The organism is Leadbettera azotonutricia ZAS-9, from assembly GCF_000214355.1.
GTDB classification, from domain to species: domain Bacteria; phylum Spirochaetota; class Spirochaetia; order Treponematales; family Breznakiellaceae; genus Leadbettera; species Leadbettera azotonutricia.
In genome coordinates this window covers 2,981,031-2,996,871 of the sequence record NC_015577.1, presented here as the reverse complement: position 1 = coordinate 2,996,871, position 15,841 = coordinate 2,981,031, and the positions used below count along the sequence as shown (strand labels likewise).

Annotated in this window: 16 protein-coding genes; 9 read left to right on the top strand and 7 right to left on the bottom strand. The window is 53.9% G+C overall.

From position 1 onward, the window contains the following. Positions 1-40: 40 nt before the first annotated feature. Together TREAZ_RS13190 and TREAZ_RS13185 are read right to left on the bottom strand one after the other, a co-directional pair. A complete protein-coding gene (locus TREAZ_RS13190) occupies positions 41-2,905 on the bottom strand; it encodes a SpiroCoCo family coiled-coil protein (RefSeq protein ID WP_015712375.1) in 2,865 nt (954 codons plus the stop codon). 7 nt (positions 2,906-2,912) lie between these two features. After that, complete coding sequence (locus tag TREAZ_RS13185) at positions 2,913-3,692, bottom strand: HAD family hydrolase (RefSeq protein WP_245535031.1); 780 nt, start codon at positions 3,690-3,692, stop codon at positions 2,913-2,915. Between the two features lie 231 nt (positions 3,693-3,923). On the opposite strand from TREAZ_RS13185, the gene TREAZ_RS13180 reads away from it, so the two are divergent. Genes TREAZ_RS13180 through TREAZ_RS13165 form a run of 4 tightly spaced genes read left to right on the top strand, consistent with a single transcriptional unit; the run spans position 3,924 to position 4,997 of the window. After that, positions 3,924-4,109, top strand: coding sequence for a hypothetical protein (locus TREAZ_RS13180; RefSeq protein ID WP_015712372.1), 186 nt, complete (start codon positions 3,924-3,926; stop codon positions 4,107-4,109). Positions 4,110-4,116: 7 nt separating this feature from the next. Beyond that, a complete protein-coding gene (locus TREAZ_RS13175; protein WP_015712371.1) occupies positions 4,117-4,551 on the top strand; it encodes a type II toxin-antitoxin system VapC family toxin in 435 nt (144 codons plus the stop codon). Then, positions 4,541-4,750, top strand: coding sequence for a hypothetical protein (locus TREAZ_RS13170; RefSeq protein ID WP_015712370.1), 210 nt, complete (start codon positions 4,541-4,543; stop codon positions 4,748-4,750). Before TREAZ_RS13175 ends, TREAZ_RS13170 begins: the two co-directional genes overlap by 11 nt. Positions 4,751-4,787: 37 nt before the next feature. Continuing rightward, positions 4,788-4,997 carry a hypothetical protein gene (locus TREAZ_RS13165; protein ID WP_015712369.1) on the top strand — a complete coding sequence of 70 codons (210 nt, stop codon included), beginning with the start codon at positions 4,788-4,790 and terminating at the stop codon, positions 4,995-4,997. A 27-nt stretch (positions 4,998-5,024) separates the two neighbouring features. Here TREAZ_RS13165 and TREAZ_RS13160 read toward each other — a convergent pair whose 3' ends face one another. Both TREAZ_RS13160 and TREAZ_RS13155 read right to left on the bottom strand, forming a co-directional pair. Further along, positions 5,025-5,873 (bottom strand): SDR family oxidoreductase, encoded by an 849-nt coding sequence (locus TREAZ_RS13160; RefSeq protein ID WP_015712368.1) that lies wholly within the window; start codon positions 5,871-5,873, stop codon positions 5,025-5,027. Positions 5,874-5,906: 33 nt separating this feature from the next. After that, positions 5,907-7,286 carry a hypothetical protein gene (locus TREAZ_RS13155; RefSeq protein WP_245535030.1) on the bottom strand — a complete coding sequence of 460 codons (1,380 nt, stop codon included), beginning with the start codon at positions 7,284-7,286 and terminating at the stop codon, positions 5,907-5,909. 68 nt (positions 7,287-7,354) lie between these two features. On the opposite strand from TREAZ_RS13155, the gene TREAZ_RS13150 reads away from it, so the two are divergent. Beyond that, positions 7,355-8,602, top strand: coding sequence for a S1C family serine protease (locus tag TREAZ_RS13150; protein WP_015712366.1), 1,248 nt, complete (start codon positions 7,355-7,357; stop codon positions 8,600-8,602). 242 nt (positions 8,603-8,844) lie between these two features. Here the strand turns inward: TREAZ_RS13150 and TREAZ_RS13145 are convergent, their stop codons facing one another. Further along, positions 8,845-9,177, bottom strand: a complete 333-nt coding sequence (locus TREAZ_RS13145; RefSeq protein WP_043923103.1) for a DUF5615 family PIN-like protein — start codon at positions 9,175-9,177, stop codon at positions 8,845-8,847. Further along, a complete protein-coding gene (locus tag TREAZ_RS13140) occupies positions 9,174-9,425 on the bottom strand; it encodes a DUF433 domain-containing protein (RefSeq protein ID WP_015712364.1) in 252 nt (83 codons plus the stop codon). Before TREAZ_RS13140 ends, TREAZ_RS13145 begins: the two co-directional genes overlap by 4 nt. 443 nt (positions 9,426-9,868) lie before the next feature. Between TREAZ_RS13140 and TREAZ_RS18635 the strand changes: the two genes are divergently transcribed. Then, positions 9,869-10,825 carry a leucine-rich repeat protein gene (locus TREAZ_RS18635; protein WP_015712363.1) on the top strand — a complete coding sequence of 319 codons (957 nt, stop codon included), beginning with the start codon at positions 9,869-9,871 and terminating at the stop codon, positions 10,823-10,825. A 129-nt stretch (positions 10,826-10,954) separates the two neighbouring features. Here TREAZ_RS18635 and TREAZ_RS18630 read toward each other — a convergent pair whose 3' ends face one another. Further along, positions 10,955-11,077, bottom strand: a complete 123-nt coding sequence (locus TREAZ_RS18630; protein WP_015712362.1) for a hypothetical protein — start codon at positions 11,075-11,077, stop codon at positions 10,955-10,957. Between the two features lie 269 nt (positions 11,078-11,346). Here TREAZ_RS18630 and TREAZ_RS18705 point away from each other — a divergent pair, with 269 nt between their 5' ends. The 3 genes from TREAZ_RS18705 to TREAZ_RS13120 are packed head-to-tail and all read left to right on the top strand — an operon-like array spanning position 11,347 to position 15,801. Further along, positions 11,347-13,485: an aminotransferase class I/II-fold pyridoxal phosphate-dependent enzyme gene (locus TREAZ_RS18705; protein WP_015712361.1), complete on the top strand. Its 2,139-nt coding sequence runs from the start codon at positions 11,347-11,349 to the stop codon at positions 13,483-13,485. A 12-nt stretch (positions 13,486-13,497) separates the two neighbouring features. After that, positions 13,498-14,646 carry a trans-sulfuration enzyme family protein gene (locus TREAZ_RS13125; RefSeq protein ID WP_015712360.1) on the top strand — a complete coding sequence of 383 codons (1,149 nt, stop codon included), beginning with the start codon at positions 13,498-13,500 and terminating at the stop codon, positions 14,644-14,646. A 15-nt stretch (positions 14,647-14,661) separates the two neighbouring features. Then, positions 14,662-15,801: an amidohydrolase gene (locus tag TREAZ_RS13120; RefSeq protein WP_015712359.1), complete on the top strand. Its 1,140-nt coding sequence runs from the start codon at positions 14,662-14,664 to the stop codon at positions 15,799-15,801. Positions 15,802-15,841 lie beyond the last annotated feature (40 nt).

Below are 15,841 nucleotides of genomic sequence, written 5' to 3'. Positions count from 1 at the left end.
GCTGGTTCCAAAATCCGATGTTTTGGAACTGCCTCGGATCTTATTCTTTGTTGAAGGTTTCGAGGGTGAGCTCGACTTCGCCCTGGGAAATTTTAAGGGTTTTGGCTATCTGTTCTACAGTCCAGCTCTGGCGCGCCAGGGCTATGATGCTTTCCCTCTTGCCGATTGAGGGCGCGCCGGTGCCCAGGGGGTCGCCGCCCTTCCCGTTTATAACGCCTTCCATGATCTTCAAATTGGTTTGAACCTGCTTGTTGAGAACTTCAAGGCGGGTTTCGGATTGGGCTATCCATTCCCTGGCTTTTTGCAATGCGTTGGTCTTTTCCCTGATTTCCGCAAGGGCTTCATCGAGGACCGAGATCTCGTCTGCTGTTTCACGGGCTTTTTCGCTTTCCCCTGCAAGGGCTTCGATGGAATTTTTAAGGGATTCGTGATCGGAACCGAGACGGGAAAGATCGGATTGGATTTTTTCGATGGCCTTTTCGGATTCCTGGAGGGCCTTGAAGTTGCTGGCTATGCCGTCGGCAGTCATGTCCAGGGTCTGGTTTTTCTTTTCAATGCGCTGGTACTTTTCTTCCGCGTCTTCCAGGGATTCTTCGAGCTTGCGTATCTGCACCTGCATCTGCTGGAGTATATCGTCCGAGGCGGTAACCTGGGTGAGTTTTTCTTCCACCGCCCGGGAAATCTGAATCAGCCGCGAGAAATCCGCGTCCATTTGCTCGATACGGTGCTTTTCCGAAAGGAAGCGGGTCATCTTGGCGTTGACCTCGTCTTCAAGGCGGCGTATCTTGACGAACTGGCTTTCAAGCTGGGCAGCTTCGGAACGGCGCTGATCCAGGCGGTTGATGTCGCCCCGGAGATCTTCGATACGCCGTTCCATGTCGATTTTGAGCTCGTTGGCCTGATCGATGAGTTTGGTCTGGTCAAAGAATTCTTTGATGTGCCGTTCGGCGTCTTTGACCTCGGCGTCAAGGGTTTTGGCCTGCTCCTCGGCGCGGGCGACAATTTCGCTGCGCCTGGAATCCGCGTCCTGGTAAGCCTCCTCAATGGAAGACCGTACCGCTGCTATGCGGCTGTCAAGGCCGGAGATGCTCTGCCTTGATGCATCGATAATCCCGCTGAGTTCAGTATTGCGGTTTTCGACATACCCGGAAATATCGCGGAATTTTCCCTCAAGCTCCCGCTGGTTCTGTTTGATGGTTTCCGCAGTGGTGAGGGCGTAGTTCCCGATTTCGGCCTTGATGGTAAGCTCGGCGCTTTCCCGGGCGTCTTCAAGGTTATGGTCGAGCTCAGCCTTGTAGGATGCAAGGGAATCGTCGGCAGCATTCATCCTGCCTCGTATGCTTTCTTCAAAAGCGCCGGACTCGATCTTAAGCCGTTCAAGATCCGAAAGGAGCTTGCCGGTCTGGGCGTCAAGGGTTTTTTTCATGTCTTCGCTGAGCTTCGTTTCAAGATCCTGCCGCCTGGTTTCCGCGTCTTCGCCCAGGGCTTTGAGTTTGGTTTCGAGGTTGTCCTGCCATTCCGAAAGGCGGCGCTCTATGTCCCCTGAACGGCGGGCCAGGTCCGCAAAGAAATCGTCTTCGAAGACTTGCAGTTTTTCCGACACATTTTGATAAGCCTGGTTCTTGAGGCTGTTTAATTCTTTTTCTACACCTTCCATATCCTGCCTGAGTGCAGCAGCAGCGGAACTGAATTCTTCAGCCGCGGCCTTGCGGGCATTGTCGGACTCGGTTTCGAAAAGGATAAACTCGTCACGGACTTTCGCTGTGACTTCCTGCATGCTCCTGCGGAGCTCCGCGTCCAGCTTGCGGCTGTCTTCGGTGAGGGCTTCGAGGCGCCTGAATTCCCCGTCCTGGGCCTGGCGGTATTCTTCGAGCCTCGCGCCTGTAACTTCCAGGGCTTTGCGTTTCATCTCTTCCGAAACTTTTACCAGCTGGGCTTCCTGATCCGCCACAGCATTCTTCATCTCCTGAAGATCTTTTTTCCATTCATCCCTGAGGGCTTTATCCCTGGTTTCCCATTCCTGGCGTTCTGTGCGCCATTCCTCGCGGAACGTTTTTACCAGCCCCTGGCTCTCCGCCACCCGGTTTTTGGCGCTTTCCTGGTAGGTCTTGAGCCGCTCTTCCTCCGCCGCCTGAAGCCGCCTGATGCGTTCCTGGGCCTGCTCCTTGAGCTTGACCAGGGCTGCTTCTTCCATGCGGTCCGCCCTGAGTCCCGCCTGCTCGACAGCAGTCTTGAGGGTCCTGTTCACTATGTCCATGTCCCGAGCCAGGCTTGCGGCCCGTTCCTGTTCTATCTTGTTCACCGCATCGCGGTGCTCGTCCACCTGTCGCTCTATGGTTTCCGCATTGGCTTCGAGATCGGAAACCGCGGACCTCACCGCCGCTATGACGGACTCGGCAGTCTTCTCCAGGGATTCGGCATTGTCCCGCTCAAAGCGGATCTCAAGGCTCTGAAGGCCGTTCTCCAGATCCTCAAGGCCGGACTTGGCCTCGGTAACGCGCCGGGCAGCCCCTTCCACAAAAGCGGACTCGTCCCGTATCCTGTTGAGGTTTTCCTGTACCCTGCCGGTCATGCCCGACAACTCTTCCATGGAGCTTTCGTAGGTTTTGAGCCGTTCTTCCAGTCGCGCGACAGCGGCGGACTTTTCGGCCAGTTCTTCGTTGGTGGTTTTAATCCGATCCATCAGGACCTTGGCAGCTTCCTGCTCCACCTTGAGTTCCGCGCGGTAACCGCTTACCGCTTCCCCCTGTTCGTCCGTAAAGGCCCTGAATTCGGTTTTGATTTTTTCGGCGAATTTGCTCAGCTTGTCCAGGGAACGGCCCCGCCTGTCCAATTGGCGGTACAGAATGAGAACCAAGGCTACAATGCCCAGGGTTAAGAGGTTTCCTACGGTAAAAAAGCCCATTTGCCTTCTAGGTTAACACATAATCGCGCAATTTGCGATAGTCGGAAAAGACAAAATCCGCTGCGGGCTTCGCTGGCAGTTCCGCCGCAGGCGCGTTTTTCAGGCCCCGAGCCTGTTTTTTGGCCTTGGACCGGGAAACCACCCAGGCAGCCTTCATGCCCGCCCCTTGCGCGCCCAGCACATCGTAGCGGAAACTGTTCCCCACGTAGAGCATCTCCCCGGGGGTGCAGCCCATGGTTTTCGCCAGTTCCGCGAAGGGCAGGGGCCCGGGCTTGAGGCAGCCTATAGCCTCGGAGCAGAGCACCGCATCCCAAAGCCCGCCCAGCCCCAGGTTTTCAAGCTTGGCCTCCGGGGGGAAATCGGAAAGGAGCCCCAGCCTGACCCCCGCTTCCTTAAGCGCCCTGAGGGTCTCTATCACATGGGGAAAAAGCCTGACCTTTTTGAAGATAGGCTCCCAGCCCCGGTAAATGATTTTTTCGGTTTTTTGAAGGAGCAGCTCCGGCTTCGCATGGAGAATCTCCCCCATGTAGGCAGCCTGCCGCTCATAGAATGACAAGTTCCTTTCGGAAAGGCGGCCTGGAGTTTCGCCTGACGAAACTTCCAAGCAATTCGGCGCAGCCAAATTGCATTCCTCGGCCCTGAGCCTGTCCCTGGCCTTCCCGAAGGCCCTCAGGTAACGCTGTTCCTTCAATAAAAAAGGAACGAGCCTTGCATAGAAACTGTAGTTCGGGTAAAGAGTGCCATCCAGATCAAAAGCCACAGCAGGAAATTTCATTTTTTTATCCACATATAAGTATAGCGAGTATAGCAGAAAAATGAGGATTTGTCAGGGGCAAGGGCGCGGCAAAGAAAATGAAAAATCACAGGCCCGCAACCACTGCCGGAGGGTGTTGATCCTCCATGACAGGATTAATCTGACTGCGCTTATCTCTGCTTTTTTTAATTCAAAACTGCAGAGATGGGCGCAGTTGCGTTTTCAATGAAAGCAAATTGATTCAGTTCCAAAATCCGCTTAATTATGGAACTGGTTATAGAGAAACAACTCGATTTGGCAACAGTATGCGACGAATTAAACAAATTCCTCAAGGCAAACAGGATTGTCAATGTGGAAAAACGCATGATAGACGGCGAGTGCGGCACGAGGGGGCAACCTGGCACTTACTGTAATTGTACTGTTGGCTATATCCCCATTTTTACAGTATAGTAGGGGTATGAGAATATATCTGGATAATTGCAGCTATAATCGGCCTTTTGATGAACAGCTTGCCATTATAGTCCGATTAGAAGCCGAGGCAAAACTGTATATACAGGAACTGGTCAAAGAGAAACAACTTGATTTGGTATGGTCCTCGGTGAATGAGTATGAAAATAATGACAATCCCTTTCCCGAAAAGCGCGAGCGGATCAAAGCCTGGAAAGATTTGGCAACGGTTCACTGTACCCTGAATGAGACAATCTTACTCAACGCCGGTGAACTAATGGAACAGAAGCTGCGCTCCAAAGACGCATTACATATCGCTTCATCAATCTATGCCGCTTGTGATTATTTCATCACTACCGATAAAAAAATTCTCAATAAAAACATACGCGGTATTGCGGTGGTGAATCCAATAACTTTTGTGGAGGAGTATACCAATGAAAAGTGACGCATTGCTAAAAAGCGACGGAATGCGGATTCTGGCGGACACCCTTGGAATCGTGGAAGCCGAGCGTTTTATCACCCTTATGTTGCGTGAACCTTTTAATTACACCGAATGGCAGCGAACGTTGTACGGTGAAATGCCCCTTAAGGACCTCTATGCGGAAATCAAAGCCTTCGAGGCCCAAAACGCATCTATAAGGTAGATTGCATTGAATGTAGGTATATTCGAATGGGGAAACTGTGACTAAATCCGAAGTTTTGGAAGAAGAGCTGGACAAGGCAAGGCTTGAGATATCTGCGTTAAAGGCAGAGAACAAAGCGTTGCTGCGTCGTTTTGAAGTCGCCCGGACAGAACATACAGAAGCCCTGGCTGACCGGGAGCGGTTGTACAAGATTATGACGGATCTCAGAAATGTTTTAGGCGAAGTCATGGATATAAAAAGATCTTAATGACCGAATGCGGTCATGCAACTATTGTCAAATGCGCCTGTGTGTTATCTTGTCAAAGTAGTCGCCCTGTTCGAGGTCTGTGAGCAGACCGGGATGCGCCGGTTTCCAGTTCAGGAGTTCCTGGGTCCGTATGCTCGACCTTGGGAAGTCAAGCGCTGCAATGGCGCCGAGAAAGCCGAAGTGGGCGTCCGCCTCCCCGCGCGAAATGCTGACTACGGGCAGGTTCAGGCGGCGGCCTATTGCATCGGCGATGTCGCGGAATGGTATACCCTCGTCCCCAACCCCGTCCAGTTTTGAACCTGCCGGAGCGGATTCCAGCGCCAGCCGGAAAAGATGCGCCGCGTCAAGTCGATGCACAGCTGGCCAACGGTTGGACCCGTCGCCGATATAAGCGGAGAAGCCTTTTTCGCGGGCGGTGCTTATTATTACTGGAACGAAACCCTTGTCGCCATCGCCATGCACGGATGGCGCGAGGGACACGATTGACGCTCTCACGCCACGGGTTGCCAATGCCATCACCGCGTTGTCTGAAGCTGTTCCGTTTGCATGGGCAGTCGTCACAAAGGGCTTGCCGGAACCCGCAAGCGTTTCGCCTATCGCCTCTATCGCGTGCAAATCCGTAGCGAGGGAAGCGGCAAAGTTCGAGAAATCGTGCTTGAATGCCAGGTGAATGACGCCGTCCGCACGCGCGGCCCCGCTGCGAAGGCTGTCCAGGTCGTCAAGCGAACCTTGGTGCGCTTCGGCCCCGGCTTCCTTTAGTTTTGCGACGCCCTTGTCCGAGCGGGCCAGGCCAATGACTTTATGTCCGGCATTGACGAGTTCCCGGACAACATCGGAACCGATATAACCTGTCGCTCCTGTTACAAAAACACGCATGGCAAAATCCTTTTCGGCGCAAGGCGCCGATTTTTAGGGCTCGAATTTCCCGTCCACAGGCACCCGCGAAAGATTGACAAAATGCCCCGGATACCGGGACTTGAACCCCGTGAATGCTGTTTCCCCAGTGAACGATGTTTCTGCCGCGCTTTCAAAAACCGTGACCTGAAAGTTGCCGTATTCGTTGAAGTAGGGAACCAGCACTGCTATATGGAAGTATTGGCGCAGCCGGGGCAAACCCCGCGGATTCCGGGCAGTGGTGGGGTCGCCGGTTTCGGTGTTTACTGCGGCGAGGTAGATGCGGTTGGGCTCGTCTATGGCAAGGGTGTAGAGCAGGGGGTGGAGGCCCTCTATGCCGAAGCCCGCGTTTTCGAGGAAGCCCGGGTAGGAGACAATCCTGTTCCCGTCGGGGCTGCGGGTCATGACCTGGGAGAATGGCCAACGGCGCACTTCGATTTCTTCGAGCGCGGCAAAGGCGGGGGAACGCAGGACAGCGCCTGCGCGGGAGGCCAGGTTGCGGCACCAGTCAAGCCCGAAGAAGGGGTCCCTGGCGCGCTCCCAGGGTTCGGTGAATGAATCGCCCCGATTGCCGAAAGGTTCTTTTAACGGGGGTATGGGGAGGAGTTCGCCGGTGAGGGGTTTTAAGATGCCGTCCACCACCCATTTGGCAAAGCCCGAACAGTTGAGGCCCTCCGGGGGCTGTCCTTTCTCGATCCTTGAAATCTGGCTTTCCAGGGTGTTGATGAAAACATAGTCCCCCCGGCTGTCGATGGCGCCATCGTCACGGAAATCGAGGCTGGGGAGCCGGGCGCGGACTGCCGAAACGAAGGCCCGCTGATCCCGGTACATATCGGGGTCGGCTTCAAAATATTTGCGGGGGAATTTGTCGCCCGCCGATGCCAGCGCCTCTTCCACGGGCAGCGTGTAGAGACGCTCGAAGGAGATGGGCAAGGGGAGAGATCGGACTATATAGCCGTCGTAAAGCACAACATCCATCTGGCACTTGTCAAGGCTGAAGGGGCGGAATTGTATGTATACGTAAGGGTCGCTCCTCGGGAAGATGCGTATGCGGGTTGGTGCGCCATCGCTGCGGCTGCGGGTGAGTACCCATGAGCCCTGGGCCCAGCCGGGGTAGGAATTGCTTCCCTGGAGTTCCCGGGCAAGGACGATCATGAATTCGTCTTTGCTGGCTTCGACCCTCACCTGTATCCTTCCGCCGCCCTTGAGGGTGTGGTACTCGGCCTTTTTGTTGAGTACCCTGCCGGGGGTTTCGTGGAACCATGAATCGGTCAGGCTTATGCGCAGGGACGAATCGTCCTCGATCTTGCCTGTAGGCGTGTCCAGGGCAAAGAGGGAGGCCGGAAGCAGCAGAAGGAGAGTTAATGAAAAATAATGCAAGAGAAATTTATCCATTTCCATTATCTTATCGACAGTTCTTTCAATATATATTAAGATGGGCACGATAAGATATGGGGGACAGAATGAAATTATACAGCCGCAGGCAGGTGGTCTTTTTTTCGGTTCTTACCGGCCTTATAGGGGTGATGCTTGCCCTGGGGCTGGGGCTTTTTAAATTCCCGGGCTTTGGCAGCGGGGCAGGGGGCGACGGGGCCGCCGGGGTCTCGCAGGCGGGGCAGGCAGAAAAAGCCGCCGCCAATGTACCGGAGCTCCTCCAGTCCGCCAGCCCCCTCAAAATCAACACCGCGGATCAGGATCTCTACACCAAGGATGAATGGGAGAATATCAACATTTATGAACAGCTCAACCCCGGCGTAGTGAACATCACCACCGAAACCGTGGCCATCAACTGGTTCCTCGAGCCTGTCCCTCAGGAAGGCGGCTCCGGCTCCGGCTCCATCATAGACACCAGGGGCTTTGTGCTCACCAACAACCACGTTATCCAGAACGCCTACAAGGTTTTCATCAACCTGTCCGACGGCAGCCAGTTCGAAGGCACTATTGTCGGGACTGACCCTGAAAACGATATCGCGGTCCTGAAATTCGAACCCCCCAGGGGGACGGATCTCAGGACCATACCCTTTGGCAGTTCCGACGGCCTCAAGGTGGGCCAAAAGGTGCTTGCCATAGGCAACCCCTTTGCCCTGGAAAGAACCCTCACGGTGGGCATAGTCTCAGGTCTCGGGCGGCCCATACAAATCTCCGCCAACAACATCATCAGGGACATGATCCAGACCGATGCGTCCATCAACCCCGGCAACTCGGGGGGCCCCCTTCTCGACACCAAGGGAAAGATGATAGGCATCAATACCATGATCTACTCGCCTTCCGGCGGTTCCGTGGGCATAGGCTTTGCGGTGCCCATCAACACAGCCAAACGGGTGGTAGCCGAAATCATCGAATACGGCAAGGTGAAGCGGGGCTGGATAGATGCCACAGTAGTGCAAATCTTCCCCTCCCTGGTGAGCTATGCCAAGCTTCCGGTCAGCTCGGGCCTTCTGGTTTCGCGGACCAGGCACAGCGGCTTTGCCGAAAGGGCAGGTCTGCGCCAGGGCACAGAACCGGTCCAGTACGGCCGCAGCGTCATCTACCTTGGGGGCGACATCATCACTTCCGTGGATGGCATGAAAACCAACAGCCTGAAGGATCTGTACTCTGCCCTGGAAGACAACAAGCCCGGCGAAATCATCAAAGTGGAAATTCTCAGGGCAGGGAAAGCCCAAACCCTGGATGTGATACTTTCGGACAGGGAAGAGGTGCTGACCCGCTAGGGTTCTGTTGAAGTGGCGGACAAGCTCGTCGCTGATGTATATACTGCTTTGGGAAACGGCGCCTATCGGGTCATACCGAACCCACACGGGAAGGTGGAGCCCCGGAAGCTATCAGACCCCTTGTTACGGGCCAAGTTACAAGAGACGCTCCTCGCATTAGGGGAGTAATACACTTTCCGCTCTTTACCTTAATCAACAACCCTGGGGCAAGCCCCGAGTGGAGCTGGCAGTTTATAGCCAATTTACCAAATTTCCAACAACCCCAAGTCTTTGCTGTCCAGTTCTTCAATAGAGGGCTTGGCCTGTAATAGTATCTTTTCAGCCTCTTTAGTACTGATGTTCCCGGTATGAAGAAGGATGATCTTGGGAGGATAGCCTTTTGTCTGGAGGAAATTGAGAAAATCAGCATCCTGGGTGACAATAATATAGTTGTTCTCTTTGGCATGATTCCATATTTGGGTATCTGTAGCCGGGAATGGAAGGATCGTCTTGTTCACATGGGCACACTCGCCAAAACGGGGAGCAAGGACTGAGCAAAGACGCCAGGAGATATTGGCGTCAAGCAACAATTTCACGCTGACTTTACAGCTTGGGTGGAATGGACAACCAGTTTGGTCATGGCGTCACGTTGGGCAGCGAAGGCAAGGGCAGAGAGGATATGAACTTCCTGCAATTCAGGGTAGTCCTCAATTATTTCCGCATGGTTCATGCCGGAGGAAAGCCAGCCGAGTATGTCGCCAACCGCGATCCGGGTTCCCTTGATGCAGGGCTTCCCAAAACGGATTGCGGGGTCGATGGAGATATAATCACTTGGTTCATTCATAGCCAACCTCTGTTACTAGTATGGGGTAAACAACCAGAAAATGCAATGTTAAATAGCCGCAAACCAGCTCTGGGCGGAAGCCTATAGTTTGATAGATACACTTTCCGCTCTTTACCTTAATAACCGGTATCCGGATTTTGTCGGAAAATCCATCGGATTATTGACAAATTCCCCGTAAGTAGTACACTATCCCCATGTTTCAGGAAACGGTAAACATAAAAGCAGATTTCCCGCGACGGCTCACATTATACTTTAGCTAAAATACAAAGTGTCAAGTACCCAATAGTTACATCCCCCTTTTCAGGCAAAACTGCCCCATTCGGAGGCAAATACGCTTCAACCGTTAGCAATTTCGCCGTACAAATAAAGGCCCCTGGGGGCCGCTGGTATCTGCACTGATACCGTAAGTCGGCGGGACATAAAAACCGCAAAGGAAGTATCCAATGAAGAAAAACAAAGTTTTACTAAGGGGAATAGCGGCGGCCTTGCTCGCATTCGGCCTTGTGTTTTCGAGCTGCGGCCTTGGCGCAGGCGATGATGTAGTCACATACCAGATCAGCGGAACGATTAGAGGCAGCGATGCCTCAGGCGGCCTAAGCGGCGCATCAGTGCAGCTTAAGAACGGCGCTGCAGCCCAAGGGGTTGCGGTAAGCACCGCGGTGGACGGAACCTATACCATTACCGGCGCGGGCGCAGGGACATACACCATCGAAGCGTCCAAGAGCGGCTACAAAACCAATACCAGTGCGGAGTTCGCGGTAACCGGCGGCAATGTTATAGGCAAAGACCTGACACTGCAAAAGGAAGACACAAATGTGGTTATTACTCCAGATAATATAGGCGATATGAAAACCCTTATCGCAGCGGCAAGCGGCGGAACCACGAGCTATGCTCCCCTTGTTGTCGCCATTTCCGGTGCTGTGAACCTTTCGGGAAGCAACAGCGAAGGCGCCGACCCCCTGCACAAACTTTTTGCCGCGATTCCAAATGATAAATATGTTACCTATGATCTGAGCGGCTGCACCCTCACCAGTATTGAAGATATATCCGAAAGCGCCACATATGCCAGAACGAATTATGACCGGCTTGTGTCCATCATCCTGCCGGATACGCTGACCGCTATTGGCGAATTGGCGTTCGTTAACTGCTACAGCCTGACCTCGGCTACCATTCCCAACGGTGTTACTTCTATCGGCGTCGGTGCGTTCTATGGCTGCAGCAGCCTGAAAAACATGACGATACTACGGGACACAACGCCTTTGGCAACACTGGGTGTTGTGGCGTTTTACGGTACCCATGCCGATCTGGCAATCCAGGTGCCCGAAAGCATCCTGGCTGCCTATAAAGCGGCGGACGGATGGAGCAGCTACGCAACTAAGATTGTGGCCATAACGCAATAACCGGAACTAACGCAGAAATGCCGGGGGCAACGCAGAACCTGGCGCATAGTGCCAACCGCTATCCATGGGGCTGTTAAAACTCCCCCAGGATAGCGGGTTCTTAACAAGGGGAAAGCCCAAGGGCGCCCATTAGTAGATAAGCCCCAAAGCTTGATCGCCGTGGGCGCCGACCAGCTTCTGTTTAGTGGGGTCCACCATGAGATCCATGTCCTCCAGCGGACCTTCTCTTAAAAAATGTCGGCTGTCCTCCAAAACATGGAGGCATCCATATAAGAAATAGGGGCCATCCCCAAAAATACGGCGACCCTCTCATAAAATGCAGCAACGCTCCGTTAAAATAGAGCGGTTCTGACCTAAAATTTGTCCAGTGCCTTATAAAGCAGAGTATTTAGATATTCGATCTGGGGCGCCTGATACCGAGGAGTGCTTCATCCACACCGGCTCGGCTGTTTTGTATGCATATCAACTTGACAAAACGCTATTTAACCTATTGACTTTATAGGCAATAACAAGGAAAGGGCATGGCAGATTTGGAACTTCGTGAAAAAATCATCAAAGAAGGGAAAGGATTCGGCTTACGGCTTATAGGCTTTTCCAATGTGGAACGATGGGAGACTGAAAGGCCTTTGCCGCCCAAGGGCTACGACAGCTTGCCGGAAGGCGCCTTTTACCCGCAGACTATCTGGCCCTGGGCACGGACCGTGATCTCCGGGGCAGTTCAAATTTTTCTGCCCATGCTGGAGTCCACACCCTCGGTGGTGTATTCCGAAGCCTACAATACGACGAACCGGCTTTTGGACGAAATTGGTTACCGCCTGGGCGCCCTGCTCAACGGCCTGGGGTACCGGGCCTTCTTCTATCCCCGGGATGGCTATGGGGATATTTCCGCCCTGGTGGAAAAGCCTGAGGCGTCATTTTCCCAGGTAATCGCAGCGCGCCTTGCGGGGATTGGGACCATAGGCGACAACCATTGCCTTTTGACCCCCGAATTCGGCCCCCGGCAGCGGCTTGTAACAATCATCACGGATGCGGCGATTCCGCCGGACCCGATGCAGAAAAAAGCTCTCTGCAATCATTGCGGGCTCTGCCGCGAGAACTGCCCAATGGGGGTGTTTAACCCCCTGCCCGGGGCTGCGGTGGAAAAATATCCTGTACCCGAGATGGACAAATATGCCTGTGCAAAATATCACCAGTTCTTAAAAAAAGAACTCCGCTATCCCTGCGGGATCTGTACCCTGGCCTGCCCTGTCGGGGAAGATCGGAAAATTTACGGAGCGTCCCCTGATGCGAACTCTAAGGGGGTCCGGCATATGCAGGATTTCGGATCCGGCAAGGCCAGCGCTTTTTACAGACGAAGGAGAGATTTTATTGTGAGCAACAAAAGTTACCGTTTCGAGACTGTGCAGGTCCATGCGGGCCAGGAAAGTCCTGATTCCGCCACCGATGCCCGGGCAGTCCCCATTTACCAGACCTCATCTTATGTGTTTCCCACATCCGAAAGCGCGGCGGGGCGCTTTGCCCTTACGGAAAACGGGAATATCTATACCCGTATCATGAACCCCACCTGGGATGTGTTCGAGCGGCGTATCGCTGCGCTTGAAAAAGGCATTGCTGCCCTGGCCACTGCATCGGGCGCTGCCGCCACTACCTACGCAGTGCAGAATATCGCCAGGGCGGGGGATCACATTATTTCGGACAATCAGATTTATGGTGGCACATATAATCTTTTTGCCAACACCCTTAAGGATACAGGAATCGAAACGACTTTTGTGGATGGAAGCGATCCGGCCAATTTTGAAAAATCCATAAAAGAAAATACCAAAGCTATCTTTTTCGAAACCCTGGGCAACCCCAATTCGAGCATCGTGGATATTGAAAAAATCGTTGCTATCGCTCATCGGCACGGTATTCCCGTTATTGCGGACAACACCTTTGCCACGCCGTATCTTCTCACGCCCATTGACTGGGGTGTGGATGTGGTGGTCCATTCGGCCACGAAATTCATAGGCGGACACGGTACCTCCATAGGCGGCGTCATCGTGGATGCCGGCCGCTTTGACTGGGCCCAGAACGACAAGTTCCCGGGCCTCTCAAAACCCAACCCCAGCTACCACGGTGTCGTTTTTACCGATGCCGTGAAAAATGCCGCCTATATCGTAAAGGCCCGGACAACCTTGCTTCGGGATACCGGCGCATCCCTCTCGCCGTTTAACGCATTCCTCTTTCTTCAGGGGCTTGAGACCCTTTCATTCCGGGTGGAGCGCCATGTTTCGAACGCCGGGAAGGTGGTGGAATTCCTCAAGGGTCATCCCCAGGTCGAGCAGGTGAACCATCCCATGCTGGAAGGTCACAGGGATCACGGTCTGTATAAAAAGTACTTCCCCCGGGGGGCAGGATCGATTTTCACCTTCGAGATTAAAGGGAATGCAAAAAAAGCGCAGCTTTTTGCTGAAGAGCTGCGCCTCTTTTCCCTGCTTGCCAATGTAGCGGATGTAAAGTCCCTGGTTATCCATCCGGCATCTACCACCCATTCCCAGATGAGCGAGGCGGAACTTCTGGAATCAGGGATCAAGTTCAATACTATACGCTTTTCTATCGGCGTTGAACATATTGATGATATAATTGATGATCTAAAAATCGGGTTTGACGCTATAAAATAAGGGGAGCAAGAAATGAAATTTGGCACGCTGCTGATCCATAACGGGCACGAAACCGATGCCGGAACCGGGGCTCTGGGGGTTCCGGTTTATCAGACATCTACGTTTTTGCGCCGGGATATGTCCAAAGGGCCTGACAGCCAGGAGTACGACTATTCCCGGGGGGGCAACCCCACAAGAAAAGCTCTGGAAGATGTCATCGCCGCCCTGGAAAACGGGGCGCGGGGTTTCGCCTTCGGAAGCGGCATGGGGGCCATATCTTCGGTTATCGGCATGCTCTCGACGGGCGATCACATCATCGCATCTGAGGATATTTACGGCGGCAGTGTGTTCGTGCTGGAAAATTTTTACAAACGCTGGGGCCTGGAAGTAAGCCTGGTGGATGCCGCCGACCCTGACCAGGTGAGGAAGGCCATAAAGCCGAACACCAAGGCGGTCTACCTTGAGACGCCTTCGAACCCCCTGCTTAAAATTACAGACCTCAAAGCTTGCATAAAGATCGCCCGGGAAGCCGGTCTTCTGGCCATCGTGGACAATACCTTTATGACCCCCTATCTCCAGCGGCCCCTGGATCTGGGAGCAGATATCGTGGTCCATTCGGCTACAAAATTTCTGGGCGGCCACAGCGACGTAATTCTCGGCCTGGCCGTTACCCGGACGGAGGAACTGGGGAAAAAGCTCTATCCCGTGCAGAACAGCTACGGCGCTATCCCCGGCCCCTGGGATGAGTGGCTGGTGATACGCGGCATAAAGACCTTAAAAGTGCGTCTCGAAGCAGCCCAGAACACGGCGAAAATCCTGGCTGACTGGTTGGTCAAACATCCCAAGGTGACGGATGTTTATTACCCCGGCCTGCCGAACCATCCCGGCAGAGCCATTCACGAGGCCCAGGCTTCGGGCCCCGGGGCCATGCTCGCTTTTAAAACCCAAACTGAGGAACAGGCCTTGGCTTTCTATAAACGGGTCCGCTTGGCTGCCGCAGCGCCCAGCCTTGGCGGCGTGGAGACCATTGCCTCCCGCCCGGTGACCATGAGCCATGTTGCCATGTCCGCAGAAAAGCGGGAACGCCTGGGAGTTACCAGTACGCTTATACGCATCGCCTTCGGACTGGAGGATCCGGAGGATCTAATCGGGGATTTTGATCAGGCATTAAGAGAAGAATAATGCAGGAATGATATTATGGAAGATTTACAGAATCAGCTGGAAAATTATTTTAAATGGTTTCACCGGCATCCGGAACTTAGCAACCAGGAATATGGTACTACCAAGAAAATAAAAGAAACTCTCGAAAGCCTGGGTATTGAGGTTCTGAAAACGGATCTTAAAACGGGGCTTGTGGCGTTAATCAGGGGCAAAACCGAAGGGCCCATAACTGCCCTCAGGGCGGATATCGACGCTTTGCCGGTGCAGGAAGCGTCGGGCGTTGAATGGGCATCGGAGAATGTGGGCGTCTCCCACGCGTGCGGACACGACTTCCATACCACAGCCCTGATAGGCGCAGCCTCGCTGCTGCGGGAAAATCCTCCAGAAAGGGGAAGTGTTCTGATCCTGTTCCAGCCTGCTGAAGAAGGCGGCGACGGGGCCTTGCAGGTTCTGGAAGCCGGTGTTCTGGATGGGGTTTCCCGGATCTACGGTCTCCATGTGGACCCCTCCCTGGAAAGAGGCTCAGTCGGAATCAGGGCCGGAGCGGCTTGGGCTGCAGTCGGTCGCTTCCTCATAAGGCTGATCGGCAAGGGGGGGCACGCCGCAAAACCACATCTCTGCGCTGACCCCATTGTGGCAGTAGCTGCCATCATAAATTCTGCCCAGACCATAGTGAGCCGTTTTACCGATCCTTTTGATAACAGGGTCGTGAGTTTTACCCGCTGCCAGGCCGGTTCCACCTGGAACGTTATCCCCCCGGAAGCGGTTCTGGAAGGTACTATCCGGGCCATGACGAACGATGCCCTTGAAAAGGCCATGAACCGCCTGGATGAGATCTGCAAGGGGACAGCCTTGGCATACCATGTTGAGCCGGATTTTTCCTGGGTTTGCAATACCGCAGCGGTAAATAATGACCCAGCCTTGAGCGAAAAAGCTGCTGTTTTGGCCCGTAACCTGGGTTTTGCGGTGAAGGAACCGCTTCCGACCATGGGGGGTGAGGACTTTGCTTTTTACCAACAACGCATCCCCGGCTTTTTTTTCAATTTTGGCACAGGAGGCGGCACGGCTGAAAAATTCCTGCACAGTCCTTTCTTCGCCGCCGATCCCTTGGGTTTGTCCCGGGCAGCAGCCCTGCTCGCCGCCCTGGCAGTATCAGAATCAACAACCTCGCCGTAGAGCGGACGAGGTATGTTGTTCTCATAAGGTATTGCATTCG